Raw genomic sequence first — 25,473 nt, forward strand, 5'->3', positions numbered from 1 at the left:
ATCAGGATGCCGCCGGCCTTGCGGATGCGTTCGATCGAAGTGCCATCGCGTTGCGGCTGAAAGTCCGCCAGCGAGGCCGAGCCACCCGAGGTCGGCAGATCGCCGGTGTCGATATTGTCCTTGGCGACGAACGGAATGCCGTGCAGTGGTCCGCTGAGCTTGCCGGTGGCCTTGAACCTGGCATCGAGCGCATCGGCCTGAGCCAGCGCCTGCTGGTTGACCGTGATGATGGCGTTCAGCATCGGCCCCTGCTGATCGTAGGCCTCGATGCGTGCGAGATAGGCCGCGGTCACCTCATGCGCCGTGGTCTTGCCGCTGAGATAGGCCGCGTGAATCTGCTCGATCGTCGCTTCTTCGACGGCGAATTCTGCCATTGCAGTGGTCGGCGTGATCGCGGCAGCAACGATCAACCAGCAGGCACAGGTGATCGACAGCGGGTGGCGTGGGCGCATGGGGGCGATCCGTCGAGTGGGCATGTCCACTGAGACGAGAAATCGTCCCTGTGACCCTACTCCGGGTATGCCTTCGCTGTTCAAGGTGTGTTCAGGAGCAGATTGTCGAGCGACGAACAACGCCGAAGGAAGGTCGGCGGCAAGCTACGATGACGCCCATGATTCCGCTTTCTGCCCCGCACAATTTCTACGACACACTACCGCCTGAGGCCCGCGCCGCCATCGATGCAGCCAGCTGCTACCTGGATCTGTGCAAGGGTGCTCGGGTCATGGCTCAGGGTCAGCCCAGCGATCATTTGCACCAGATCCTCAGCGGAGAGGTCAAGGTGTCATCGACCAGCCGCGAGGGTCGGGAGACGGTCATTGCGCTGATTCGGGGCGGAGGATGGGTCTCGCTGTCGGAGATCTTTTCCGGTCTGCCGGCCAATGCCGATGTCACCGCATTGACACCGGTACGCGTACGTTCGCTGGCGCGCACCGCGCTGCTGGAGCTGATGGGGCGCTATCCGCAGATCGCCGAGGAACTGCTGCGGGTGCTCAGCCAGCGGTTCAGCATCCTCTATCACTTCAGCGTCGACCGGGATGTGCTGACGCTCAAGGAGCGGGTGATCAAGACGCTGTACATGCAGGCGCTCTCGCATGGTCTGCAGTCCGGCGAAGTGACCATCGCCTTGCCGCAGGAGGAGCTCGGAAAATTGCTGGCCGGCGGCCGGCAGGCGCTGAACCGGGTGCTCAAGGAGTTGGAGCGCGAGGGATTGCTCGAAGCCAGCTACGGCGGTGTGAGGCTGCTTGGCCTTGAAGTCTTGCGCAGTCGCTATGGATATCTGGTGGACGTCGATGAACCGGTCGCGGTCTATCGCGACTGATCAACGTGGGGCCGGCGACCGGCGATTGTCGCGCAGACGACAGATTCCTTTGCCGCTCCGACGCTAATCTGCGAGTCCACCCGTGCAGGCTTCGGATCATGACGCGACCCAGCGGTTGTGAGGCGAACGCCAGGCCACTGCACATCGCTCCTCGGGTCGCCATCCGCCATCCGCATGAAAGTCCTGATCGTCTACGCCCATTCGCAACCCACCTCCTTCAACGGAGCGCTGCTGCGCACGGCGTTGGAGACGCTGACGGCCGAGGGTCACGAGGTGCAGGTCTCGGATCTCTACGCGATGGGATTCAATCCGGTCGCGTCGGAGGCGGACTTCAAGGCCCGCCGCTTCGAAGGCCATCTGCAGTACGACCGCGAGCAGAAGGCTGCGGTGGCGGCCGGCAGCTTCAGCGATGACATCGCTGCCGAGATCGACAAGGTCCAGTGGTGCGACCTGCTGATCCTGCAGTTCCCGCTCTGGTGGTATTCGGTGCCGGCGATCATGAAGGGCTGGTTCGATCGGGTGTTCGCCAACGGCCTCATGTACGGCCAGTTCGGCCGCTTCAACAAGGGCGGCATGCGCGGCAAGCGGGCGATGGTGTCGACGACCACCGGCTGCTTCCCGGGCATGGTCGCCGAGGGCGGGGTGATGGGCCATCTCGACGCCATCCTGTGGCATCTGCAGTACGGCACCTTGGCCTATGTCGGCTTCGAGGTGCTGGAGCCATTTGTGACCTGGTCGGTTCGCTACGAGGATGATCAGGCGCGTGCCGGTTACCTTGCAGCACTTGGCGAGCGCTTGAAGCATCTCGATCAGGTGCCGATCCTGCCGCTGCACGCCGTCGAGGAATTTGGCGAAGACTGGAAGCTCAAGGCGGGTGTCGAGCCGAGAACCTTCGCGCATCAGCCTTGCGAGGCCCGCAGGCGCTGAGTCGAAGCGGTAAAGGCAGGACTAAAACAATAACCAGAAACGAGGAGAGATCATGGGCAGCCAATATCTGGGTATCGAGGCGCGGCCGCTGGATGCGGTGATGCCGGCGCTGGCGCAGGACATCGTCACCGGCGTGACCGCGACCCTGGTGGCCTTGCTCTATCTCTACGCGTTCTGGCAGGCGTTCTCGGCCAGGCGCAACGACCGCTGGCTGATCATGCTGGTGGCGGCTTCGCTGACCATCCTGATGGAGCCGTTCGCCTGCTTCATGGTCAAGGCCCACCATCCTGCGGTCGGGGCCTATGTGCTGCTCACCGGGCTGGACGTGACGGTGCCCTGGCAGCTGCTGTTCTTCTACATCCTGTACTTCGCGCCGACCGCTGCGTTCCTGATCTGGCGTGCTTCGAACGGCGTTTCGGCGACGCGCTACTGGCTCGACTTCGCCGGCATCTTCCTGTTGCTCTGGGGTGCCGAAGCGCTGGCGATCCATTTCGGTGTCTGGTTCTTCTTCGACTACAACCCCTTCGAAGTTGCCGGCCTGCCGCTCTGGGTGGCGCTGACCAACATCTCGGCGGTCTACGCCTGGGCCGTTGCAGCCTCGTACTGTCTCGATCATCTGAAAGGCGCGGCGCGCTGGTTCACCGCGCTGGCGGCGCCATTTGCGGCCATTGCGGCCTACGGGCCCGTGAGTCTTCCGGCCGCCGTCGTGCTCTATCGCGATGGTGCCGGCTACGATCAGACCCAACCGGCCGCGGCGATCAGTGTCCTGGTCGGGCTCGGCTTCGTCTTCGCGGCGCGGCATCTGCTTCTGCTCAGTGCCGGCCGCATCAGACCTGGCGCCGTTGCCTGACCCTCATCACCACCACCATTCCCCAGACCATGTCCACGACTGCTACTGCACTGACCGTCGAGAACGGCATCGCGCGCCTGCGCTTCACTGATCCCGAGCACGGCAACCCGATCAACCGCCGGCTCTGTGACGAAATGTGCGACCGCGCCATCGAACTGTCCTGCCGCAGCGATGTGCGAGTGGTGCTGGTCACGGCCGAAGGCAAGAACTTCGGCTTCGGCGGTGACATCGCGCACTTCGTCGCCCAGGGCGATCAGCTGCCATCCGAAATCAAGCGGATGACCGCGACGATCCATAGCGCCATCGCCCGCTTGCAGCGGATGGATGCGCCGATGGTGGCCGCCGTGCAGGGCGTCTGCGCCGGCGGTTCGGCCGCGTTTGCCGCGGGCTGCGATGTCGTGGTCAGTGCCGACAACGCGCGCTGGGTCGCTGCCTACACCGGCATCGGCTACAGCACCGACGCCAGCGCCACGGTGATGTTCTCGCGGCGCATGGGTCTAGCCCGCGCCCGCAACTTCCTGCTGCGCAATCAGGTGCTCGATGCGCAGGCCGCGCTTGCTGCCGGTCTGGTCGACGAAGTGGTGCCCACCGATGAGTTGCTGACGCAGGCCGAAGCGATCGCGCTCAAGTTCGCTGCCGGGCCGACCAAGGCTTACGGCGAAGTGCGCCGTCTGCTGCTGTCGGTGCAGGACCAGCCGCTGGAAACGCAGCTGGAAATGGAAGCACAGGCTCTGTCGCGGGTCGCCTCCACCGAGGACGCGCGTGAAGGTCTGGCCGCATTCAACGAGAAGCGCAAGCCGCGCTTTACCGGTCGCTAGAGATGTCGATACCGCTACCGCCAGGCCAGATCGAGCGGCCGCAATTCCCGCGCTTCGGTCTCGGCAAGTTCGCGCGGCGCTTTCCCGCCGAGCCGGACCGCATCCGCGTGCAGGTCGCCGGTGATGTCGAGTGCAAGCTGAACATCGAGGCGCAACTACTGCTGGCCTTGCCGAGGATCGAGCAGCAGAGCGATTTCCACTGCGTCACCACCTGGTCGATCCGCGGCGCGCGCTGGAGCGGCTGGCGCTTCGCCGATTTCTATCGGCAGATCGTCATGGCCGAGGCGCGCCCCCTGGCAGAAGCCGAGTTCGTCGTCCTCCGGGGTGAAGACGGTTACTGCAGCTGCCTGCCGCTGGAAGATCTGCTGCGGGATGACGTGATGCTGGCCGATCGTCTCGATGGCCAGAGCCTCGGCCTCGAGCATGGCGCGCCGCTGCGTCTGATTGCGCCGGCGCACTACGGCTACAAGAACGTCAAGCATCTGGTCGCGATCGAATTCTGGCGCGATCGTCGAGCATACCGCTTTCCGCTTCCGTATCCCACGTTCATGGATCATCCACGGGCTCGAGTCGCCTTCGAGGAGCGCGGACGCCTGTTTCCAGGGCAGATCCTGCGCTACCTGTACCGCCTCCTCATTCCGCTCAACGTCTACGTTTTCGCCCGGGCGCTGGCGACGTATCGGCGCAAGCAGGCGCGCTGAATTCAGCCGATCAGTTGCTGCCGCAGGGCGATCGCCACCGCATGCGCCCGATCCGCCGCGCCCAGCTTCTCGTAGATCTTCTTGAGATGGGACTTCACCGTTTCCTCAGTGATCGACAGCGTTTTGGCGATCATCTTGTTGCTCAGGCCGTCGGCCAGCGCTTCGAGGATGTGCATCTCGCGCACTGACAGCGCGCCGCGGTCGTCGGCGGTGCGAGCGTCCTGCACCAGACGCTTGAGCAGCGGCATGGTGATCTCGGCTTGCAGGTAGGCACCGCCGTGGGCGACCGAGCGCACGGCGCGCAGCAGATCGCTACCGGAGGCGCTCTTGAGCAGATAGCCGCGGGCGCCGGCGTTCATCGTGCTCCAGACATAACCGGGGTTGTCGTACATCGTGAAAACGATGATTTTCGTTTCCGGATGCGCGGCCATGATTTCGGCGATCGCGCTCATGCCGCTCTGGCCGGGCATCTTGAGGTCGATGACGATGATCTCCGGATAGGGCAGCAGCGTCTCCATCATGGCGATGCCGCTCTGCGCGTCGCCGGCCTGGCCGACCACGGTGATGTCGGTTTCCTGATCGAGCATGCGGGCGATGGCCTGCCGCAGCACGTGGTGATCGTCGATCAGGAAGACATGGGTCTGGCCGTTCACGATTCGGTTCTCGGCAGGCGCACTTCGATGCGGGTGCCACGCCGCCCGTTGCCGGCCTCGACCCTCAACCGTCCGCCTGCGGCCTCGGCGCGTTCGCGCATGGTCATCAGGCCGTAGTGGCCGATCGGAATCTTGTCGGGATCGAAGCCCAAGCCATCGTCGGTGATGCTCAGCAGCACTTCGTCGCTGCCCTGAGGTTCGAGCACCACTTCGACAGAGCTTGCCTGTGCGTGCTTCTGGATGTTCAGCAGCGCTTCCTGCAACAGCCGGAACAGCATCGCGTCCTGCCGCGAGCGCCAGTCGCGCAGCCTTGGATCGATGCGGCAATTCAGGCGGTAGGCGGCAATCTCGGAGTGGCGGGCGAGGTGTTCGCTGGCGGCTTCGTAAAAGCCCAGTTCGTCGAGCACCGTCGGCCGCAGCTCGTTCATGATCGAGCGCACGTCGTGCGTGCAGGCGCGCACGGTGACTTCCAGCTCGCCGAGTTTTTTCCGCAGCGCTTCGCGGTCATCGAGCCCGGCCATGCATTGCTCCAGACCGTGGCGCAGGCCGAACAGATGGCCGCTCATGCGGTCGTGCAGTTCGCCGGAGATGTTGCGCCGCTCCTCCTCCTGCACCTGGGCGAAGCGGCGCAGCACGGCCTGGTAGCGGTCGCCGGATTCGCGCAGCGTGCGCGCGTGCTCGAGGATCAGGCTGGCGTGCTCGCGCGCCCACTCGGCGAGGATCGCGCCCATGAATCCCGCGAAGCCGAGCAGGAAGAACTTGGTGGTCAGCATCAAGGTGGTTTCGCGGCCGGCGTCGCCGCCGTACAGGCTGCTGTACTGCGGCTCGGCGAAGAAGATCAGCACGGTCACGAAGCAGTTGAAGCAGGCGATGCCGAGCGATTCCCAGACGCCGAAGCGGATCGCCACCGACATCTGCGTGAAGTAGAAGAACGGGTAGAGGATCGAGTCGATGCCGCCGGTGACCAGGCAGATCATGCCGGCGAGCAGCGGATCGCTGAACGTGGTGATCACTGCCGTGCGGCGGATGTTGCGGGTGCGCGCAGCTTCGAAATGCGCCCAGATGCCGTAGACGACGCCGGCCGTGTACACCGCCCAGACCGGTGTCAGCCCCAGCGCGTAGCCGTGGCCACGCAGCACGATGAACCAGCCGACCAGGCCGATGTTGCGCAGCCAGCGGATGTCCTTCTCGGCGCGGCGCAGGCGCTGTTCGTCCTGCCCGGCTGCGACCCAGAGCGGCTCGCGAGCTAGCCGCAGCGCTTCGGGTGATGCAGACCACAAGCTCGTCATGGGCAGCCACCGGAGTCGCGGAGAGAGCTCAGCATACTCCGCGTTGGTTCTGCTTCGGCCTCGGTCTCGACGATATTCAGAGCTAGAGTTTCATGCCGCTTTGCCGCTCGAAATCGGCGAGATCGAAGTAGTCGCTGAAGCGGGTGATCTTGCCGTTGCGGATCTCGAACACGCCGGTCACCGGCAACGCGATGCGGGTGCCGTTGCGCATCAGGAACAGGTCGATGCGCTCGGCGATCACCAGCCCCGGCTCGGCGGCGAGGGCGATGATGTCGAGGCTCGCGGTCTCGAAGGCATCGAGAAAGGCGACGAAGATCTGCCGGATGCCGGCGATGCCCTTGATCGGCGCCACCGGCACGTTGTGGTAGACCGCGTGGTCCGCGAAGCAGGCGCACAGCGTTTCGAGGTTGCGGCCGGTCCAGGCGCCGAGGAAGTGGCGTACCAGCTTCTCGCAGGCTTCTCTGGTGTCGATGGTGGTGGGCATGCAGTTCTCCGGTGAAGCTTGTTGGGGCTTACTGCGCAATGAAGCCGCCATCAACGGCCAGGCAGTGGCCGGTGACGAAACTGGATTGGTCCGACGCCAGCCAGATCGCGGCGTTGGCGATGTCGTCCGGCGTCGCCAGCCGCTTCATCGGATTCATCACCATCAGCGCTTCACGCAAACCGGGCTGACCGGCTGCGAGCGCATCGAGCATCGCCGTGTCGACCATGCCGGGGCACAGCGCATTGACCCGAATGCCCTTGTCGGCGACGTTCAGCGCCGTCGATTTCACCAGGCCGATCACCGCGTGCTTGCTGGCGACATAGGCGGCGAGGCCGGGGGCGCCGATCAGGCCAGCGACCGACGCGGTGGCGACGATCACGCCCGAACCGCGGTTGACCATCCCCGGCAGCGCCGCCTTGAAGGTGCGGAAGGCGCCCATCAGATTGACGTCAATGACCCGTGCGAAGTCCGCTTCCGCGCAGTCCCAGACATCCACCGGCGAGCCGAGGATGCCGGCATTGGCGTAGACGATGTCTGGATGGCCGAACATCGCCGCACCTTTCGCGAACAGCACATCGAGCTCTGTCTGTTTGCTCACGTCGCAGATCGCCGAAATCACCGCTGCGCCGTTGCCTTCGAGCAGCGAAACAGTTTCAGCGAGGCCCGCTGCGGCGACATCGCCGACGATCAGCCTCGCGCCGGAACGGCCGGCAGCGAGTGCAATCGCCCGGCCGATGCCGGAGGCAGCACCCGTGACCAGCACGGTCCGGTTGTCGAACGAGAGATTCACGAGCTCTGCCCGCTCGATTTGCGGATGAAGCCGTAATACTGGTTCGACGGCTTGCCGCCAGCGGCCAGGTATTCGGCCTTGGCCTGGGCCAGCAGATCCCCGCGCCACGGCTTGGCGGCCATGTCCTTGTGCAGATTGAACACGCCGGCAGCATTGGTCGCGAAGATGTCCGACTTGACCTTGCCATCCGCCGGACCCAGCGGTGCGAAGCCATGCGCCTTCTGCATCGCTTGCGGAATCTCGATGCGCCGGAACGCTTCGATCTGCCATTGCGGCGAGCCGTACCAGACCGAGTCCGTACCCCAGACCACGTGATCCGCGCCCATGCCCTTGATCAGCGTGCCGAGCACGGCCGCCGCCAGCTTCGGATGGGTGACCGCGCAGCTGCCGAATGTGGTGCCCAGTTCGGCGTAGACATTGCTGACGCCGAACTTCGCCGGCACTTCGGCGAGCTGGGTCACCCAGTCGATCTGGCCGGTCTTGTCGAACTCGGCGAGCACCGGGTCCGGGCTCGACAGGAAGTTGCGGAAGCCGGAGTGGTAGATCACGAACTTCAGGCCCGGCCAGTCCTTCGCCGCCTTGCCGACGTCGTCGACCATGGCGTTCTGCCAGTGGGTCATGGTCCGCTTGTAGTCGTCCGGCAGCAGGCCCTTGTGGACGCAGACGGTGCGGATGCCGGACTTCATCATCTTCTCGTAGGCTGGATACATCAGCTTCTCGTCATCCATGCGCCACGGGTACTGCGAGTTCTCGAAGGGATCACCGAGCGTGTAGCCCTTCCAGCCATCCGGCTTGTACAGCTCGATGGCCTTGTCGATCTCTTCGAGCCAGCCTTTCTGGCCGGGCGCGATGACACTGTGGCAGAGCATGCGGCGCGAGCCCGCGGCCTCGTTGACCAGACGCCGCGCCTGCTCGAGCCCGGCGTTGCCGACGATGACGTTGTCGCCCTGCTCGGACGGCGCGGCACTGACCAGGCCGATGGTGGTGTCGCTGTCGAAGAACACCTCTTTCAGGAAGTGATCGAACTTGTAGCGCTCGATGCTGACGCCCTCCCGGGCCATCACCGGGTTCCAGTTCTTGGCGTACTCGCCGAGCGCCAGCACGATGGTCTTCTTGTAGTCGTCACGGACGAAGTGCAGCTGCACGTCGATGATGGTCTGGTCGCGCAGGCGCTTGCGCAGCGCGTTGGCCACGTCCGGATCGAGCGCAGCGGCGTTGGCATCGTTGAAGTAGCTGCCGAAGACGGTGTTCATCGCGGCAAATGCAGCAGTCATGCCGACGCTGCTGCGCAGAAAATCGCGACGGCTGACGCCAAGCTTGCGGCTGTGACTGGTGGCCAGTTGCCCGAGTTCGTGCTCGACTCTTTTCTGCTGTTCAGTCTGCGCGATCGGCAGGAACTCGCCGTTGGAAATCATCTGTGTCGGCACCGGCCAGCCGGTCTTGCCATCGTCCAGCGAGCTTATTTCCTTGATCTGCCGTTCATCGAGCCACATGCGCGTCTCCCCCTCCGTTCGTTCGATCGGCATGGGCGAAACGGAAGGCGCGAACACCCCCGCTACCGGCTCATGCACCTGGGCGGGGCTGGATTGGCCGCTTGAACGACGGCGGCTGGAACGAAAGCCGGCGCCCGGCCGCATGGCCCGCCCTGACACGAAGCATGTTGGGCGGGCGATGCGGCGGGTATCACGCGACTCAGGGGTTGAATCGGCTCATTCGGGGGGCGTCGTGACGGCGAGCCCCGGTGGTCTCAGGGGCTGCTACTGATCGCGGCGTTCGGCAACCTCGGCCGGGCTGACCTTGCCCTGCTTGTTGCCAAACTGCGCGACGACATAGTTCGCCAGTTCCGCGATCTCGGTATCCGAGTAGATGGCTGCGAAGCCGGGCATGTAGATGTGCTTGTCACCGACGTGCATGTCGATCCCTTTCAGGATGATCTGGGTGACGTTGTGGGCCTCGGCATCGTTGACGCCGCGATTGCCGAGCAGGCCGGCGTGCTGGGTCTGCTGGCCGTTGCCGTTCCACTGATGGCAGCTGGCGCAAGCGCCGGCGAACAGTTTTTCACCTGACGGCGCGCCATCGCCATCACGCTTGCCCGGCAACAGGGCGCTCGATGCCAGCGCTCGCGCAGGCTGCGGATCGACGGTGATCGGATCCTTGCCCTTCTGAGCCGGCACGCTGCGCAGATAGGTCACCAGCGCGGCGACATCCGGCTTGGCGAGGTGCTGCAGGCTGTACTCGACGACTTCGCCCATCGGCCCGGCGGCCGAGGCACGGCCGTCGGCATGGCCGCTGGCGAGGTAGCTGGCGAGTTCGCTGTCGCTCCAGGCGCCGATGCCGTGTTCCTTGTCCGAGGTGATGTTGTAAGCGCGCCAGCCCTGCAGCGATTCGCCGGCCAGTGCCTGGCCGTGCTTCAGGCCGAAGCCGAGATTTCTCGGCGTGTGGCACTCGCCGCAATGTCCGAGTGCGGTGGCCAGATAGGCGCCGCTGTTCCACTCCGGTGATTGTTTTTCATCGGTGACGAAACGCTGGCTCTTGAAGAACACCGCGTTCCAGAAGCCCATCGCCCAGCGCTGATTGAACGGGAAGCCGAGTTCGTTCGGCTTGTCGGCCTGAGCGATCGGCGCAAGGCTGAACAGATAGGCCTTGATCGCCAGCACATCATCGCGGCTCAGCAGTGTGTACGAGGTGTACGGGAAGGCCGGATAGATGCGCTGGCCATCGTTGCGGATGCCTTCGCGCACGGCCCGCACGAACTGATCGTCGGTCCAGGTACCGATGCCATGCTCGGGATCGGCGGTGATGTTGGTCGAGTAGATGGTGCCGAACGGCAGCTTGAAGGCGAGGCCACCGGCGTAGGCCTTGCCGCTGCCCGGCACGGTATGGCAGGCGACGCAGTCGGCGGCCTTGGTCAGGTATTCGCCGAGCGCCAGGATGTCCGTCGATGCCGCGACGCCGGCGAGCGCCGGTGCCTGGCCATCGGCGGAATCGCTGCGATTGAGCAGGACATAGCCGGCAGCGCCGACGATCAGCAGGACCACGACAACCGTCAGCAGACGTTTCATGACGCGCTCCGGATCTGCGCCGACTCGGCGGAGACGACTTTCTTCAGCGCCTTGGCATCTTCGACCAGCAGCGCGCGATCAACCGGCAGTTCGTGCAGCCGCACGCCGGTCGCCGCGAAAATCGCATTGGCCAGCGCCGGGGCCGCGATCGCGGTGCCGACTTCACCGAGGCCGCCCGGAGGTTCCGAGCTTTCGACCCGATAAAGCTCGATCGGCGGCGTCTCGTGGATACGCAGCGTGCGGTAGTCGTGGAAGTTGCTCTGCTCGATCGCACCGTCCTTGATGGTGATCTTGTTGAACAGCGCCGCACTCAGGCCGAACACCAGGCCGCCCTGCATCTGCGCTTCGATCGAACTGGTGTTGATGGCGATGCCGCAATCGAGTGCGAGCACGGCGCGCAGCAGCTTAACCTCGCCCTGCGGTGTCACCTCGACTTCGATGATCGCGCAGACCCGGCTGCCGAAAGGCTCGCCCAGCGCGATGCCGCGGCCGACTCTCGGCGGCAGCGGCTTCTGGCCCCAGCCGATCTTTTCGGCAGCGAGATTCAGCACCGCCAGCGAGCGCGGATTGTTCTTCAGCATCGCGCGCCGATAGTCGAGCGGGTTCTGCTTGGCGACCACGGCCAGTTCGTCGATGAAGCTTTCGAGCACGAACAGATTGTGGGTCGGCCCGACACCGCGCCACCAGCCGACGACCAGGCCCTCGGGCATGTCGTGGCGCACCCATTCGATCTTGGTGTTGGGAATGGCGTAAGGCGTTTCCTCGACGCATTCGACGGCATCGGCATCGATGCCGTTCTTGCGCATCGCACCGGGCGCCCAGCGGCCGAGCACGGTGCCGCCACTGGTCCGGTCGCCAAGCCACTGAGGCAGGCCGTCGTCGCCGAGCACCGCGGAAATGCGGTCGTGGTACATCGGCCGCACACGGTCGTGGCGGATGTCTTCTTCGCGAGTCCAGACCACCTTGAGCGGGTAGGGCACCTGCTTGGCGAACATCACCGCCTGCTCGACGGAATCAGTCTCCAGGCGACGTCCGAAGCCGCCGCCGAGATACTGGTTGTGCAGCACAATCTTTTCCGGCGCCAGCCCGGTGATCTGAGCGGCCGCAGCGACTGCACGCGTAGGGACTTGCGTGCCGACCCAGATCTCGCACTGGTCGGCCGTGACATGCACCGTGGTATTCAGCGGCTCCATCGTCGCGTGCGCCAGCATCGGCAGCAGGTAGGTGGCTTCGACGAGCTTGCCGGCCGGCCGCGTGCCGACTTCCTTGGCGATCAGCGAGGGACCGTCGAGCGAGCTTTTCGCCAGCGCATCGCGGAGCTTCTGCGTGCTCAGCCCGGCGTTGCTACCGAGATCCCATTCGATCTTCAGCGCATCGAGGCCTTTCTTCGCCGCCCAGAAATGCTCACCGACCACGGCCACCGCATCGGCGATGCGCAGCACGGCGATCACGCCCGGAATTGCGAGCGCCGCCTTGTCGTCGACCGAGCGGAGCTTGCCGTTGAGCGTCGGGCAGGCCTTGACCGTCGCGACCTTCATGCCCGGCACGCGGACATCGAGCCCGAACTGGGTTGCGCCAACGACCTTGTCGGCGGAATCGACGCGCCGCAGCGGCTGGCCGATCAGCTTGAAATCTTTCGGGTCCTTGAGCTGCACCTGGTCCGGCATCGGCAGTTTGCCGGCGGCGACGGCCAGCGCCGCGAAGCTGAGCTGGCGAGCGCTCGCCAGGTGATAGACCACGCCGCGCTCGACCGTGCAGCTCGAAGGCTCGACTTTCCACTTCGTCGCTGCGGCGCTGACCAGCATGGTCCGGGCGACGGCACCGGCTTCGCGCAGCACCTGCCAGGTACCGCGGGTGCTGGTCGAGCCGCCGGTGATCTGGCCGCCGAGCAGGGGCATCGAGTACAGCTCCTCGCTGGGCGGTGCGTGGGCGACCTTGATCTGGTCGATACCGACGCCGAGTTCTTCGGCCAGCATCATGCTCGAGCCGGTGTAGATCGCCTGGCCCATCTCGACGCTCGGCATCACCAGCCGCACGCTGCCATCGGCATCGATGCGGATGAAGGCGTTCGGCGCAAACGGCGGGTTGCCGTCGGCCAGAGCAGCGGCGGCGTCGCCGGGCTGGCGTCGGGCATTGAGTGCGGCGGCGGCCTTGCCGACGCCACCGACGAAGACGAAGGCGATCACCAGACCGCCGGTCTTCAGCACGCGTCGCCGTGCAGGATTGGTCAGCGCTTGAGCGCTCGCGGTTTCGGCAATGACGGCCTTCATGAGGCTTTCGCCGGTGCGGAGGTCAGCGTCGTCTGCGGCACTTCATGCTTGCCGGTCGCCGCCTGCTTGATCGCCGCCCGGATGCGCGGGTAGGTGCCGCAGCGGCAGATGTTGCCGGACATCGCGGCGTCGATATCGGCGTCGCTGGGATTCGCCGTGTGCTTCAGCAGCGCGGTCGCCGACATGATCTGCCCGGACTGGCAGTAGCCGCATTGCACGACATCGATATCGAGCCAGGCCTGCTGGATCTTCTGGCCGCTGTCGGTCTTGCCGATCGCTTCGATGGTGGTGATGGCGCGCGTGCCGATGGAGCCGACCGGCAGCACGCAGGAACGCATCGGCTGGCCATCGACATGAACCGTGCAGGCACCGCATTGGGCGATGCCGCAGCCGAACTTGGTGCCGGTCAGCCCGATGACATCGCGCAGCACCCAGAGCAGCGGCATGTCGCCGGGAACATCGACCGCGCGCGATTCATCGTTGACGAGTAGCGAAAGCATGGCTGGCTCCGGAAAGTGGCTGCGACTACCGTAGCTTGAAACAGGCCAACACGGGTGAATTGAATCGCCGTGCGGTTTCGTCAACCTCGTTCAGCGCCTCACTTCAGCTGGTGCACCCAGGGCGCGTGCTCGAAGGCGCGGTAGTCGCAGCTCAGTTCCTCGCCGGCGGCGATGTCCCGCGCGGCGATCGTCCGGGTGTCGTCCTCGTAGCAGTTCGGCAGCTTGTCGTGGTTCATGAACTTGCCGTTGTCGCCGCAGAACATGTAGACGCCGTCGACATTCAGATAGCTGTAATGGCGGATGCGGGTGCGGAACGGTTCCGGGAAGGCTTCGAGTTCGGCCGGCGCGATCGCCCAGTCGATGTCCGGGTTCAGATCCCAGACCACGGTGCCGGCGGCGATCGCCACCGGGGTGAACACGCCGAGGCCATGGATGGGGCTTTGCGCGAGATAGGTGGGCACCAGAAACATGCGGACTCCTCAGTCTGCGTTTCTCAAACGTTGGGTAGGCGTCAGAAGCCGAGTGACGGTGACGCGCTGGGGCTGTGCTGCTCGGACTGTGCCTGGGTGATGTTGCTGCCGGGTGGCACGCTGCGGGTCAGCCAGACATTGCCGCCGATGCTCGAACCACGGCCGATGGTGACCCGGCCGAGAATCGTTGCGCCGGCGTAGATCACCACGTCGTCTTCGACGATCGGATGGCGCGGCTGGCCCTTGATCAGGCTGCCGTCCTCGGCGGACGCGAAGCGTTTCGCTCCGAGCGTCACCGCTTGATACAGACGCACGTGATCGCCGATCACCGCGGTCTCGCCGATCACCACGCCAGTGCCATGATCGATGAAGAAGCGGCTGCCGATCTGCGCGCCGGGATGGATGTCGATGCCGGTGGCCGAGTGCGACAGCTCGGCGATGATCCGCGCCAGCAGCGGTGCCTCGAGCCTGTAGAGCTTGTGGGCGAGACGGTGGTAGATCACCGCCATCACGCCGGGATAGCAGAGCAGCACCTCGTCGACGCTGCGCGCGGCGGGGTCTCCTTCGTAGGCGGCTTCGACATCGGTATCGAGCAGGCCGCGTGCGATCGGCAGGTAGGCCGCGAAGGCGTCGGTGATGTCGCGCGCCTGCTGCGGCACTTCAGCGACATCGCGGCCCTGCTGGCGTGCGGTGTAGCTCAGTTCCAGCTGCACCTGGTCATAGAGCGCATTGAGGGCGGTATCGAGCGTGTGGCCGACGTAATAGTCCTCGCTTTCCGCTCGTAGCTCGGCCGGGCCGAGGCGCATCGGGAAAAGGGCGCCGCAGAGCTGATCCATGATCGTCTGCATGACATCGCGAGCCGGGAATTCGCGGCCGCCGGAATCGAGACTACGGTGACGCGCCTCGCGCCAGCGGGCCCGCTGCTCACGCAGGCCGGCGACCACTTCATCGAGATTCCAGTGCGACTGCGCTACCGGCTTGTTGCTCATGATCGTCATCGGTCAGTACGGGCCAGCGAACGCGCGGTCCAGCGCTGCAGCAGCACCTGCAGCACCGACATCGCCAGCAGGACCAGGCCGGTCTGCAGCCAGGATTTGGCCAGGTTGCGATCACGGCTCATGTCGGCTTCCACTTCGGCGCGCACGCCTTCGCGCAGTTTCGGCAGCTCCTCGGCCGGCGGCTGGCGATCGGGCGGAATGCGGGCGAGGTCGAGGCTCAGATTCAGCTCGGTGGCCAGTTCCAGATCCTTTTCGCTGTAGACCGGCATCGTCTGCAGGCGATAGCCGCCGTACAGGCTCAGACCCAGGCCGGCGACGGCGAACAGCAGGGCAACGTGCAGGCGGATATTGCGACGCATGGGTTGACGCATGATTTAACGCACGAATGGGGGGCAAAGCGCCCGGAGAAGGCGCGAAAAAGGTACGGGGGTTGCTGGCGATGAGGCTGGGCTAGACTCGGTCATTGCCGGCCATCACAGGAGTTGTCCCATGCTGATTGGCGTCCCGAAAGAAATCAAGGTTCATGAGTACCGAGTCGGCCTGACCCCGGCCGGCGTCCGCGAGTTGAAGGCGCATGGTCACGAGGTGATCGTGCAGGTATCGGCCGGTGTCGGCATTGGCATTGCCGATAGCGCCTACACGGCGGCCGGCGCCAGCCTGGTCGACAGTGCGGCGGAAATCTTTGCCCGTGCCGAGATGGTCGTGAAGGTCAAGGAGCCACAGGCCGCCGAGTGCGCGATGCTGCGCGAAGGTCAGGTGCTGTTCACTTATCTGCATCTGGCGCCGGATCCCGAGCAGACCAAGGCGCTGGTGGCTTCCGGTTGCGTGGCGATCGCTTACGAGACGGTCAGCGATGGCCGTGGCGGCCTGCCGCTGCTGGCGCCGATGAGCGAAGTGGCCGGTCGCATGTCGATCCAGGCCGGCGCTCACGCGATGGAGAAAGCCCAGGGCGGCAACGGCGTGCTGCTCGGCGGCGTGCCCGGTGTCGCGCCGGCCGATGTCGTGGTGATCGGCGGCGGCGTGGTCGGTTACAACGCGGCGCGCATCGCCGTCGGCATGGGCGCGAAGGTGACCATCCTCGATCGCTCGCTGCCGCGTCTTGCCTGGCTCGATACCGCGTTCGATGGCCGCCTGACGACGCTGTACTCGACCGTCGACGCACTCGAAACTGCCGTCACCCAGGCCGATCTGGTGATCGGCGCAGTGCTGGTGCCGGGTGCCGCGGCACCGAAGCTGGTGACCCGGGCGATGCTGAAAGAAATGAAGCCGGGCGCTGTGATCGTCGATGTCGCGATCGATCAGGGTGGCTGCTTCGAAACCTCGCGAGCGACCACGCACCAGAACCCGACCTATGTCGAGGAAGGCATCGTCCATTACTGCGTGGCGAACATGCCGGGCGGTGTGGCGCGCACCTCGACGTTCGCGCTGACCAACGCGACTCTGCCGTTCGTGCTGGCGCTGGCCGACAAGGGCTACAAGCGCGCGCTGCTCGACGATCCGAACCTGCGCGAAGGCCTGAACGTGCATCTCGGCCAGGTCACCTACAAGGCGGTGGCTGAAGCGCTGGGCTGCGAGTATCAATCGACCAAGGACGCGCTGAAGCCTTGGTGGGCGGCCTCTGATCATTGAGATCGGCGAATTAATCTGTATCTGACCCCGATTTATTTGATTTATGGGCGGGTGCTGGCGGCAGGCTGCCGACCAATACATCGGCGATCGCGGCGAACATCGCCGTCGACCGCTGGGCGCGGGCCATCGTTCGCATGCCGCTCAGGCTGGCCATGACTGTGGCGGCGTAAGTGATCGCAGCCTCGCGAGTTTCGAAGCGATCGGCGACGCCATCGGCGATCGCTTCCACCCAGCTCTGCACCGCGCCATTCACGGCGTCGGCAATCGTCCGATTGCCCGAAGACAGTTCGCCGCCGAGATTCGAGGCGACGCAGCCGGCGGTGTAATCGCTGGCTTCGAGTTCACGCGCCGTGGCTGCGAATAGCCCACGGATGAACTCCGGTTCATCGCCGGGAGCCGTTGCGGCTGCACGCCGCTGGATACGGCCGCGAACCTCGCTGCCGAAGGCAGTCAGCGCTTCCAGCGCCAGCTGTTCCTTGCCACCGGGAAAGTGGAAGTAGAACGAGCCTTTCGGCGCGCCGCTTTCTTCCAGTAATTGGGTCAGCCCGGTCGCCGAATAGCCCTGGGTGCGGAACAGCCGCACTGCGGCTTCGACGGCGTCCTGCCGGGCATTGCTGGTTCTGGCCATTGCGTTCTCCTCCTGCTTCAGCTGACGAACGGCATTTGCATCGTCGCTGAGGATTATGTAGGGTGGTCACCATATTATGGTGATTGCCATAGTGTACTGGCAAGTCGCGGAAACGCGAAACCAGGAAGCAGCTGAACGGAGCCGGCGATCCGGCCGATGCGGTTGAAGGGATGGGGGTTGGACGATGAAAACCACGACACGTATTTCGTTTGCGGCCTTGTTGCTGTCAGGTCTGGTGCTGATGCTGCTCGGTGCACGAATCTGGTCGGCGCCCGATGTATTCGCGTTCGAGATCGGCCAGTCGCGCCTGCCGGCAGTAGCGGTATCCGCCTTGGCGCTGAAGCACGGCGCGATATTGCTCGGTCTCGGCCTGTTCGCGCTGGTCTCGGCGTTCCTGTCGTCGGTGATTCGCTGGCTGGCGCTAGGCCTGCTGATCGCCTCGGGACTCGCGGCCTGGTTCGGACTGTGGCAATTCGCCAGTACCAGCAGCAACGTTTATGCGGCGGCGCTGAAAACCTTGCTGCTGGCCGATGGCCTGAGCCTGATGGCCGTCACGGCCTGGCTGGATGCCGATCGTCCCGGTCCACAGCCGGCCGACGCGGCGTTCCACTTTCATTGGGGCTGAGTTTCAGCGCCGTTCAGCAGCCCTTCTTGTTCGCCTCGATCTGCTGCTTGATCTGGACGATCAGGCCGTCGAAGCCGTTGGCCTTGTAGATCTTGTCGTACTGGCTGGAGCGCAGGGCCAGATCACTGACGCCATCGGCGACGACGTTGACGATGCGCCAGGCGCCGTTGCCTTCACGCAGCACGTAGTCGAAGTTCACCGGCGCGCCACGGCCCGGCGTCAGCTTGGCGTTGACCAGACGGCTGCCGTCGGCCAGTTCCCTGGTGGTCAGCGTCTCGAACTTCTCGCCACCGAACTGCGCGAACTGGCTGGCGTAAGTGGCCAGCACCAGATCGCGAAACGTCGTGACGAAGGTCGCACGCTGTTCCTCGCTGAGATCCTTCCACTGTCGGCGCAGCACGCGCTGGGCGAGGAACGGCAGGTCGAAACCGGCATCGACGGCGGCGCCGATCTTTTCGCTGCGGCCGCTGCATTTCAGCGTCGCGCCGTTCTTCATGTTGTCGATCAGCACCGCGTGGAACGTGGTGATGGTATCGGCCGGCGTGCCGGCAGCGAACGCGGCCCGAGCCAGCAGCAGGGATGGCAGCAGGCACAGCATCCATACGAGACGTTTCGGCATCGGCGACAATATTGGGCTCATGGGAAAGGGGCGGGCGTTGGTGTCCAAGTGCCGGATACCGACCCGGTTCCACTCCGCAAGTTCAGTTTGCAGTCTAGTCTGGCACAGGGGTTTTCGGCGGATGAGTCGTTTTCTGGCAGCGCTGGTCGATGCGTCCCAGCGTCGTGCGGTCCTGGTGGTCATCGTGGCGCTGCTGGCCGGCGCGGGCTTTGCCGCGTATACGGCCAAGCACCTGAGTATCGATACCAATCTTCAGAATCTGCTTGCACCGGAGCTGCCGTGGCGGCAGGCCGAGATCGAGATGGATCGGCAGTTTCCGAAGCTCAGTCACACGCTGGTCGTGGTGATCGAGGGCGGAATTCCGGAAGTGATGGATGCCGCTCAGGCTCAGCTGATCGAGAAACTGCGGCCCCGCACCGACGTGTTTTCCGAAGTGTTCGCCACCGAAACCGAAGCCTACTTCCGCCGCAACGGGCTGATGTTCTTCGAGGCCGACAAGCTGCAGAAGCTCGCCGACGACATCACCGCCGCCCAGCCGTTTCTCGGTGCGCTCGATCAGGACCCGAGCCTGCGCGGCCTGTTCACCTTGCTCGGCCGCGCGCTGACCGCGCCGGTGGGTACTGATTTCGACCTGTCGCCGGCCTTCAATGGCATCGCCACCAGTGTCGCCGGCAGCACCCAGGGTGCCGATGCGCCCTTGAGCTGGCAGGCGCTGGTCGGTGGCGGCGGCAGCGAACTCGCGGGCTCGCGGCGCTTCATCGAACTGGGTGCCAAGCTCGACTTCAAGCGCTTGCTGCCGGCCGAACTGCCGGTGCAGGCCGTGCGGGATGCGGTCCGCGATCTGGGGCTGGCCGACAAGGGACTCAAGGTGCGGCTCACCGGCACCGTCGCCATGGAGCATGAGGAAATCCAGACCGCGTTTTCCGGCGCGGGCATCGCGCTGTTCCTGGCGCTGGCGGTCTCCGCGGTGCTGCTCTGGTTCGCGCTGCGTTCGCTACGGCTGATGCTGGCGACGATCCTGTCGCTGGCCTATGGCCTGCTGCTGACCACGGCGTTCGCGGCGATCGCAGTCGGCCATCTGAATCTGATCTCGGTTGCTTTCGGCGTGCTCTACATCGGCCTCGGCCTCGATTACGCGCTGTATCTGTGCATGCAGTACCGCGAGCGCTTGGGGCAGGGGCTGGCGGTGAAAGGTGCGCTGGGCGTCGCTGCCGCGGATGTCGGCGGCTATATGACGGTCTGCGCGATGACCTGCTCGCTCGGCTTCTTCGCCTTCATTCCGACGGATTTCCTCGGCATCGCCGAACTCGGCGTCATCTCCGGCGCCGGCATGATCATCAGCTTGGCGGTGACCGTCACCCTGCTGCCGGCCCTGATCCAGCTGCTGGCGCCGGATCCCAAGAAGCTGGCCTGGACGCCGGCGATCGGCAGCACCCTGTCGAAGTTGCTGGCCTGGCCGTTCTCGCATGCCAAACCGATCTGGATCGTCTCCGCCGTGCTGGTGGCCGGCTCGCTCTATTTGGTGCCGGGTGCGCGCTTCGACAGCGATCCGCTGAAGCTGCGCGATCCCAAGACCGAAGCGATCATGACTTTCCGCGATCTGCTCAAGGATCCGGAAATCCCGACCCTGACCCTGTCCGCGCTGGTTCCCGATCAGGACACGGCGACCCGGCTCGCCGAAGCGCTGGGCAAGCTGCCCGAGGTCAAGCGGGCGATGAGCCTGAACAGCTTCGTGCCGGTCGATCAGGAAGAGAAGCTGGCGATCCTCGAAGACCTGCGCTTCGCGCTGGGTCCGCAGCTGACCGACGCGCCGGCGCCAAGTGAACCCGCCGTGCGCGAGGACGATTACGCGCTGATCGAGCAGATGCGCGTCGGCCTTCCGGCTTACGTCGCGGCCCAGGCCGGCAAGCAGGCTGAAGCCGCGAAAGCGCTGCAGGATGCGCTCGACGGCTTTGCCGCCGAATACGGCAAACGCGATGCAGCCGGACAGCAAGCCTTGCTCGCCGGTCTCCGCGCCAATCTGCTCGGCAGCCTGCCGGCGCGGCTTGCCGGCCTGAAGGAAGCGCTGAAAGCGAGCGCGGTCACCGCTGCGGACTTGCCGCCTTCGCTGATCGATCGCTGGAAGAGTGCCGACGGCCTGTATCGCGTGCAGGCGATGCCCAGCGCCGTGCTCGACAACCCCAAGGACGAAGCGGCATTCATCGCCGCCGTGCAATCCGTCGCGCCGACCGCCACCGGCGGCCCGTCGACGCAGGCCGAAGCCGGCAAGTCGGTGGTCGAAGCGTTCCAGAAGGCGTTCGCCTATTCGGCGATCGTCATCACCTTGCTGCTGCTGGTGCTGCTGCGCTCGGTGATCGACACCCTGCTGGTACTGATCCCGCTGGTCATGGCCGGGCTGCTGACCGTGGCCGCGTCGGTGCTGGCCGGCGTGCCGTTCAACTTCGCCAACGTGATCGCGCTGCCGCTGATTCTCGGCGTCGGCGTCGATTACGGTGTCTATCTCGTCCAGCGTGGCCGCGCGGCTGCCGATGGTTCGCTGCTGAAGACCGGCACCGCGCGCGCCGTGCTGTTCGGCGCGCTGATCACCATGGTCAACTTCGGCAATCTGGCCTTCGCCAAGCATCCGGGCATGGTCAGCATGGGCTTGCTGCTGACCCTCGGCCTCGGCATGACCCTGCTCTGCGCGCTGGTCCTGCTGCCGAGTCTGCTGGCGCTGCGCTGGCGGCATCTGGCCAAGTGAAATCGAACAGAAGGAACTCCGCATGAGCCTTGGCATCGCTGTCCTGACCGTTTCCGACACCCGCACGCTCGATGACGACAAGTCCGGGAATCTGCTGGTCGAGCGCATCGCCGCCGATGGTCATCGCCTTGCGGCGCGGCTGATCAAGAGCGACGACCGCTACGGCATACGTGCCCAGCTTTCGAACTGGCTGATCGACGAGACCGTCGACGTGATCATCATCACCGGCGGCACCGGACTGACCGGCCGTGACCTGGTGCCGGAAGCGGTGCGGCCGCTGCTCGATCGCATCACCGATGGCTTCGGCGAACTGTTCCGGATGCTGTCGTATGCCGATGTCGGCACCTCGGCGATCCAGTCCCGCGCGTTTGCCGGCTCGGCGAATGGCCGGCTGGTGTTCTGCCTGCCGGGCTCGCGCGGTGCCTGTGAGCTCGCCTGGGACAAGATCATCGGCCTGCAGCTGAATACGTCGACGCGGCCATGCAATCTGGTCGACATCATTCCGCGGATGAAGGAATCGCCGGATCAGCCAGCGCCGAAGCGGCCGTCGAATCGGGACTGAAGTAGGGCGGCCCGTGGCCGCCGGGCATCGCAGCTGAACCTCTCCGAAGCGGCGGGCGTGGCCCGCCCTACGCAGGGAGGCTGAGCTTCTGCATCGCTTCGATCACCAGCGGATGCACCGGCTCCTCGCCCTTGGCGATGCAGGCGCGCAACTGCTTCTGCATGCGCGGCTCCCAGAATTTGTCGATGTGGTTGGCGACGCCGCCCACGGCTTCGGCGTGATTCGGTTCGGCGGCGAAGAAGTCGGCGATGTTGTTCGCCATCTCGCTCAGGTTCTGGGGATTCATGCGGAGACGGTTTCGGTAGGGGTGGGCAGCGGCGCAGTGTCGCTAAGACGCGCCGGGCAGGCATAGATCACGTGGTTGCCGCCGCGCGCATAGCCGATCAGGCTCAGGCCGGCTTCCTCGGCCATGCGCACGGCGAGGGCGGTCGGTGCGGAGATCGCTGCCAGCAGCGGCATGCCGACGGTCGCCGCCTTCAACACCATCTCGTAGCTGGCGCGTGAAGTGATCACCGCGAAGCCGCGTGCGCTGTCGATGTGGGCGCGGCTCATCGCGCCGATCAGCTTGTCGAGCGCGTTGTGGCGGCCCACGTCTTCGCGCACCAGCAGCAGCTTGCCGGCGGCATCGGCCCAGGCCGCGGCATGGGTGGCGCCGGTGACGGCGTTGATCGGCTGCCGCTCGCGCAGCTCATGCAGCGCGCGATGCAGCGCCGCGGTGCTGATCGGCAAACCGGCCGGTACGTGCGGCGCCGGGCGCATTGCTTCGGCGATGGTTTCCGAGCCGCACAGTCCGCAACCGCTGCGGCCGACCAGGTTGCGGCGGCGATCGGCAAGCAGCGCCGCACGTTCGGCCGGAATGCGCAGGCCGATCTCGTAGCCGTTGTCGAGTGCGTTCACGGTCAGCGATTCGACATCATTGGCCGACGCGACGATCGCTTCGCTCAAGGAAAAACCGAGCGCGAAATCCTCGAGATCGCCGGGGGTCGCCATCATCACCACGTGCGGCTGGCCGTTGACGATCAGCGCGACGGGCACTTCTTCGGCCACGTAGTCCTGCGTATCGCGGGCTGTGCCATCGCGCTGCACGTGTACCGGCAGCAGGGCATAGCCCGTCGCCCGATCGGGCGACGAGCCAGACTCAGAACCAGGCCCCGGACCAGGGGCTGGCGAAGACTTACTTGGCGATCGCGACATGACCGGCATCGCTGGCCTGCTTCAGCAGTTGCTGCTGGTTGTCGCTGAACTCGCGGTAGCGGCGCTGCCATTCGCTGGGCTGGCTGACTCTCGTCACCTGCACAGCGGTGACCTTGAACTCGGGGCAGTTGGTCGCCCAGTCCGAGTTGTCGGTGGTGATCACGTTGGCGCCGCTGAACGGATGGTGGAAAGTCGTGTAGACGACACCTGGCTGCACGCGATCGGTGACTCGGGCTCTGAGCACGGTGTTGCCGGAACGGCTTTCGATGCCGACCCAATCACCGTTCTTGACGCCCCGCTCATCGGCATCGTGCGGATGGATCTCGAACACGTCTTCGCTATGCCATTCGCTGTTCGAGGTGCGCCGCGTCTGCGCGCCGACGTTGTACTGGCTGAGGATGCGGCCGGTGGTCAGGATCAGCGGGAACTTGCCGTTGACCTTCTCGTGCGTCGGCACGTATTCGGTGAGCAGGAAGCGGCCCTTGCCACGGACGAATTCGTCGATGTGCATGGTCGGCGTGCCGAGCGGCGCTTCGTCGTTGCACGGCCACTGGACGCTGCCGATCTCATCGAGCTTCTTGAACGAGACGCCATGGAAGGTCGGCGTCAGGCGCGCGATCTCGTCCATGATTTCGGCCGAGCTCTGGTAGTTCATCGGATAGCCGAGCGCATTGGCGAGCATCTGCGTCGCCTGCCATTCGCCGACGCCGGACTTCGGCCGCATCACCTGCCGCACTGGCGAGATGCGCCGCTCGGCATTGGTGAAGGTGCCGTCCTTCTCGAGGAACGACGAACCGGGCAGGAAGACGTGAGCGAACTTCGCGGTCTCGTTCAGGAACAGGTCCTGAACCACGACGCACTCCATCGCGCTCAAGGCTGCAGTGACGTGCTGGGTGTTCGGATCGCTTTGCGCGATGTCCTCGCCATGCACGTACAGGCCGAGGAATTCGCCATCGAGCGAAGCCTCGAACATGTTCGGAATGCGCAGGCCCGGTTCGTTGGACAACGGCACCTTCCACTCAGCCTCGAACTGGGCGCGGGCCGTCGAGTCCGACACATGCCGGTAGCCGGGGAACTCGTGCGGGAAGCTGCCCATGTCGCAGGAGCCCTGCACATTGTTCTGGCCACGCAGCGGGTTGATGCCCACACCTTCGCGGCCGACGTTGCCGGTAGCCATCGCCAGGTTGGCGATGCCGATCACCATCGTCGAACCCTGGCTGTGTTCGGTGACGCCGAGGCCGTAATAGATCGCGCCGTTGCCGCCGGTCGCATACAGCCGTGCGGCGCCGCGAACCATCGCTGCCGGCACGCCGGTGATCGCTTCCATCGCTTCCGGCGAGTTGCGGCTTTCGGCGACGAACACGCGCCACTTGTTGAACGATTCGATATCGCAGCGCTCGGCGACGAAATCTTCCTTCACCAGGCCCTCGCTGACGATCACGTGCGCCAGCGAGTTGATCAGGGCGACATTGGTGCCCGGCATCAGCTTCAGGTGGTAGTCGGCTTCGATGTGCGGCGTGCGCACCAGATCGATGCCGCGCGGGTCGGCAACGATCAGTCGCGCGCCTTCGCGCAGGCGGCGCTTCATCTGCGAGGCGAACACCGGATGGCCATCGGTCGGGTTGGCGCCGATGACGACGATGATGTCGCTCTGCATCACTGAATCGAAGGTCTGGGTACCGGCCGATTCGCCGATGGTCTGCTTCAGGCCATAGCCGGTCGGCGAGTGGCAGACGCGGGCGCAGGTATCGACGTTGTTGTTGCCGAACGCGGCGCGGACCATCTTCTGGACCACGTACACCTCTTCGTTGGTGCAGCGGCTCGAAGTGATCGCGCCGACCGAACTCTTGCCGTACTTCGCCTGGATGCGCTTGAACTCGCTTGCGGCGTGGCCGATTGCTTCGTCCCAGGACACTTCGCGCCAGGGATCGGAAATCTTCGCGCGGATCATCGGCTTGGTGATCCGATCGGTATGCGTCGCATAGCCGATCGCGAAGCGGCCCTTGACGCAGGAGTGGCCGTGATTCGCGTGGCCATCCTTGTTCGGCACCATGCGGACGATGTCTTCGCCCTTCATCTCGGCGCGGAACGAGCAGCCGACGCCGCAGTAGGCGCAGGTGGTGATCACGCTGTGCTCGGCCTGGCCCTTGGCGATCAGCGATTTCTCGCTCAGGGTCGCGGTCGGGCAGGCGGCCACGCAGGCGCCGCAGGACACGCACTCCGATTCCATGAAGCTGTCGCTCTGGCTCGGGGACACCATCGACTCGAAGCCGCGGCCGGAGATGGTCAGCGCCAGGGTGCCCTGCTGCTCGTCGCAGGCGCGCACGCAGCGCGAGCAGACGATGC

Annotated in this window: 26 protein-coding genes; 9 read left to right on the forward strand and 17 right to left on the reverse strand. The window is 65.1% G+C overall.

Translation table 11 applies throughout. From position 1 onward, the window contains the following. The coding region (locus Q0D45_RS05500; protein WP_293389587.1) for an amidase family protein at positions 1–452 on the reverse strand (452 nt) is incomplete at its 3' end. Between the two features lie 149 nt (positions 453–601). Between Q0D45_RS05500 and Q0D45_RS05505 the strand changes: the two genes are divergently transcribed. The 5 genes from Q0D45_RS05505 to Q0D45_RS05525 all read left to right on the forward strand — a co-directional run bounded on the left by Q0D45_RS05505 (position 602) and on the right by Q0D45_RS05525 (position 4,614). Further along, positions 602–1,318 (forward strand): Crp/Fnr family transcriptional regulator, encoded by a 717-nt coding sequence (locus tag Q0D45_RS05505; RefSeq protein ID WP_293389590.1) that lies wholly within the window; start codon positions 602–604, stop codon positions 1,316–1,318. A 174-nt stretch (positions 1,319–1,492) separates the two neighbouring features. Beyond that, positions 1,493–2,245 (forward strand): NAD(P)H-dependent oxidoreductase, encoded by a 753-nt coding sequence (locus tag Q0D45_RS05510; protein WP_293389593.1) that lies wholly within the window; start codon positions 1,493–1,495, stop codon positions 2,243–2,245. Between the two features lie 52 nt (positions 2,246–2,297). Further along, positions 2,298–3,095, forward strand: a complete 798-nt coding sequence (locus Q0D45_RS05515; protein ID WP_293389596.1) for a hypothetical protein — start codon at positions 2,298–2,300, stop codon at positions 3,093–3,095. Between the two features lie 29 nt (positions 3,096–3,124). Further along, positions 3,125–3,913 carry an enoyl-CoA hydratase-related protein gene (locus Q0D45_RS05520; protein WP_293389599.1) on the forward strand — a complete coding sequence of 263 codons (789 nt, stop codon included), beginning with the start codon at positions 3,125–3,127 and terminating at the stop codon, positions 3,911–3,913. Positions 3,914–3,915: 2 nt separating this feature from the next. Further along, the gene (locus Q0D45_RS05525) at positions 3,916–4,614 is read left to right on the forward strand and encodes a molybdopterin-dependent oxidoreductase (RefSeq protein WP_293389602.1); all 699 of its coding nucleotides are present in this window, start codon (positions 3,916–3,918) and stop codon (positions 4,612–4,614) included. 2 nt (positions 4,615–4,616) lie between these two features. On the opposite strand, the gene Q0D45_RS05530 is transcribed toward Q0D45_RS05525, so the two are convergent. The 11 genes from Q0D45_RS05530 to Q0D45_RS05580 all read right to left on the reverse strand — a co-directional run bounded on the left by Q0D45_RS05530 (position 4,617) and on the right by Q0D45_RS05580 (position 15,489). Beyond that, a complete protein-coding gene (locus tag Q0D45_RS05530) occupies positions 4,617–5,267 on the reverse strand; it encodes a response regulator transcription factor (RefSeq protein WP_293389605.1) in 651 nt (216 codons plus the stop codon). Beyond that, entirely contained in the window at positions 5,264–6,556 is a 1,293-nt protein-coding gene (locus Q0D45_RS05535; RefSeq protein ID WP_293389608.1) for a sensor histidine kinase, read from the reverse strand. Before Q0D45_RS05535 ends, Q0D45_RS05530 begins: the two co-directional genes overlap by 4 nt. 82 nt (positions 6,557–6,638) lie before the next feature. Further along, positions 6,639–7,040, reverse strand: coding sequence for a nuclear transport factor 2 family protein (locus Q0D45_RS05540; RefSeq protein WP_293389611.1), 402 nt, complete (start codon positions 7,038–7,040; stop codon positions 6,639–6,641). 28 nt (positions 7,041–7,068) lie between these two features. After that, entirely contained in the window at positions 7,069–7,830 is a 762-nt protein-coding gene (locus Q0D45_RS05545) for a glucose 1-dehydrogenase (RefSeq protein WP_293389614.1), read from the reverse strand. Then, positions 7,827–9,323, reverse strand: coding sequence for an amidohydrolase family protein (locus tag Q0D45_RS05550; RefSeq protein ID WP_293389617.1), 1,497 nt, complete (start codon positions 9,321–9,323; stop codon positions 7,827–7,829). The genes Q0D45_RS05545 and Q0D45_RS05550 overlap by 4 nt, the downstream gene beginning before the upstream one ends. Positions 9,324–9,587: 264 nt before the next feature. Next, positions 9,588–10,892, reverse strand: coding sequence for a cytochrome c (locus Q0D45_RS05555; protein ID WP_293389620.1), 1,305 nt, complete (start codon positions 10,890–10,892; stop codon positions 9,588–9,590). Further along, positions 10,889–13,162: a molybdopterin cofactor-binding domain-containing protein gene (locus Q0D45_RS05560; protein WP_293389623.1), complete on the reverse strand. Its 2,274-nt coding sequence runs from the start codon at positions 13,160–13,162 to the stop codon at positions 10,889–10,891. Before Q0D45_RS05560 ends, Q0D45_RS05555 begins: the two co-directional genes overlap by 4 nt. Beyond that, positions 13,159–13,662 (reverse strand): (2Fe-2S)-binding protein, encoded by a 504-nt coding sequence (locus Q0D45_RS05565; RefSeq protein ID WP_293389625.1) that lies wholly within the window; start codon positions 13,660–13,662, stop codon positions 13,159–13,161. Before Q0D45_RS05565 ends, Q0D45_RS05560 begins: the two co-directional genes overlap by 4 nt. A gap of 98 nt (positions 13,663–13,760) precedes the next feature. Continuing rightward, positions 13,761–14,132 carry an SET domain-containing protein-lysine N-methyltransferase gene (locus tag Q0D45_RS05570; protein ID WP_293389628.1) on the reverse strand — a complete coding sequence of 124 codons (372 nt, stop codon included), beginning with the start codon at positions 14,130–14,132 and terminating at the stop codon, positions 13,761–13,763. Positions 14,133–14,173: 41 nt separating this feature from the next. After that, positions 14,174–15,121 (reverse strand): serine O-acetyltransferase EpsC, encoded by a 948-nt coding sequence (gene epsC / locus Q0D45_RS05575; protein WP_293389631.1) that lies wholly within the window; start codon positions 15,119–15,121, stop codon positions 14,174–14,176. A gap of 5 nt (positions 15,122–15,126) precedes the next feature. Then, positions 15,127–15,489, reverse strand: coding sequence for a hypothetical protein (locus tag Q0D45_RS05580; RefSeq protein WP_293389634.1), 363 nt, complete (start codon positions 15,487–15,489; stop codon positions 15,127–15,129). Between the two features lie 130 nt (positions 15,490–15,619). On the opposite strand from Q0D45_RS05580, the gene ald reads away from it, so the two are divergent. After that, on the forward strand, positions 15,620–16,759 hold the full coding sequence (ald, locus tag Q0D45_RS05585; protein WP_293389637.1) for an alanine dehydrogenase: 1,140 nt from the start codon (positions 15,620–15,622) through the stop codon (positions 16,757–16,759). Between the two features lie 10 nt (positions 16,760–16,769). On the opposite strand, the gene Q0D45_RS05590 is transcribed toward ald, so the two are convergent. After that, positions 16,770–17,387 (reverse strand): TetR/AcrR family transcriptional regulator, encoded by a 618-nt coding sequence (locus tag Q0D45_RS05590; protein ID WP_293389640.1) that lies wholly within the window; start codon positions 17,385–17,387, stop codon positions 16,770–16,772. Positions 17,388–17,571: 184 nt separating this feature from the next. On the opposite strand from Q0D45_RS05590, the gene Q0D45_RS05595 reads away from it, so the two are divergent. Beyond that, positions 17,572–18,012, forward strand: a complete 441-nt coding sequence (locus Q0D45_RS05595) for a hypothetical protein (protein WP_293389643.1) — start codon at positions 17,572–17,574, stop codon at positions 18,010–18,012. 13 nt (positions 18,013–18,025) lie between these two features. Here the strand turns inward: Q0D45_RS05595 and Q0D45_RS05600 are convergent, their stop codons facing one another. Next, complete coding sequence (locus tag Q0D45_RS05600; protein WP_293389646.1) at positions 18,026–18,652, reverse strand: ABC transporter substrate-binding protein; 627 nt, start codon at positions 18,650–18,652, stop codon at positions 18,026–18,028. Between the two features lie 100 nt (positions 18,653–18,752). Between Q0D45_RS05600 and Q0D45_RS05605 the strand changes: the two genes are divergently transcribed. Both Q0D45_RS05605 and moaB read left to right on the forward strand, forming a co-directional pair. Continuing rightward, positions 18,753–21,371, forward strand: a complete 2,619-nt coding sequence (locus tag Q0D45_RS05605; protein ID WP_293389649.1) for an MMPL family transporter — start codon at positions 18,753–18,755, stop codon at positions 21,369–21,371. 22 nt (positions 21,372–21,393) lie between these two features. Next, a complete protein-coding gene (gene moaB / locus Q0D45_RS05610; RefSeq protein WP_293389652.1) occupies positions 21,394–21,933 on the forward strand; it encodes a molybdenum cofactor biosynthesis protein B in 540 nt (179 codons plus the stop codon). Positions 21,934–22,000: 67 nt separating this feature from the next. Here the strand turns inward: moaB and Q0D45_RS05615 are convergent, their stop codons facing one another. From Q0D45_RS05615 to fdhF, 3 genes are all read right to left on the reverse strand, one after another. Beyond that, entirely contained in the window at positions 22,001–22,219 is a 219-nt protein-coding gene (locus Q0D45_RS05615; protein ID WP_293389654.1) for a formate dehydrogenase subunit delta, read from the reverse strand. Then, positions 22,216–23,019, reverse strand: coding sequence for a formate dehydrogenase accessory sulfurtransferase FdhD (gene fdhD, locus Q0D45_RS05620; RefSeq protein WP_293389657.1), 804 nt, complete (start codon positions 23,017–23,019; stop codon positions 22,216–22,218). Before fdhD ends, Q0D45_RS05615 begins: the two co-directional genes overlap by 4 nt. A gap of 88 nt (positions 23,020–23,107) precedes the next feature. Continuing rightward, a partial coding sequence (gene fdhF / locus Q0D45_RS05625) for a formate dehydrogenase subunit alpha (protein WP_293389660.1) occupies positions 23,108–25,473 on the reverse strand: 2,366 nt, incomplete at its 5' end.

Origin of the sequence: Nevskia sp. (assembly GCF_023266035.1) — a bacterium.
Lineage (GTDB): Bacteria > Pseudomonadota > Gammaproteobacteria > Nevskiales > Nevskiaceae > Nevskia.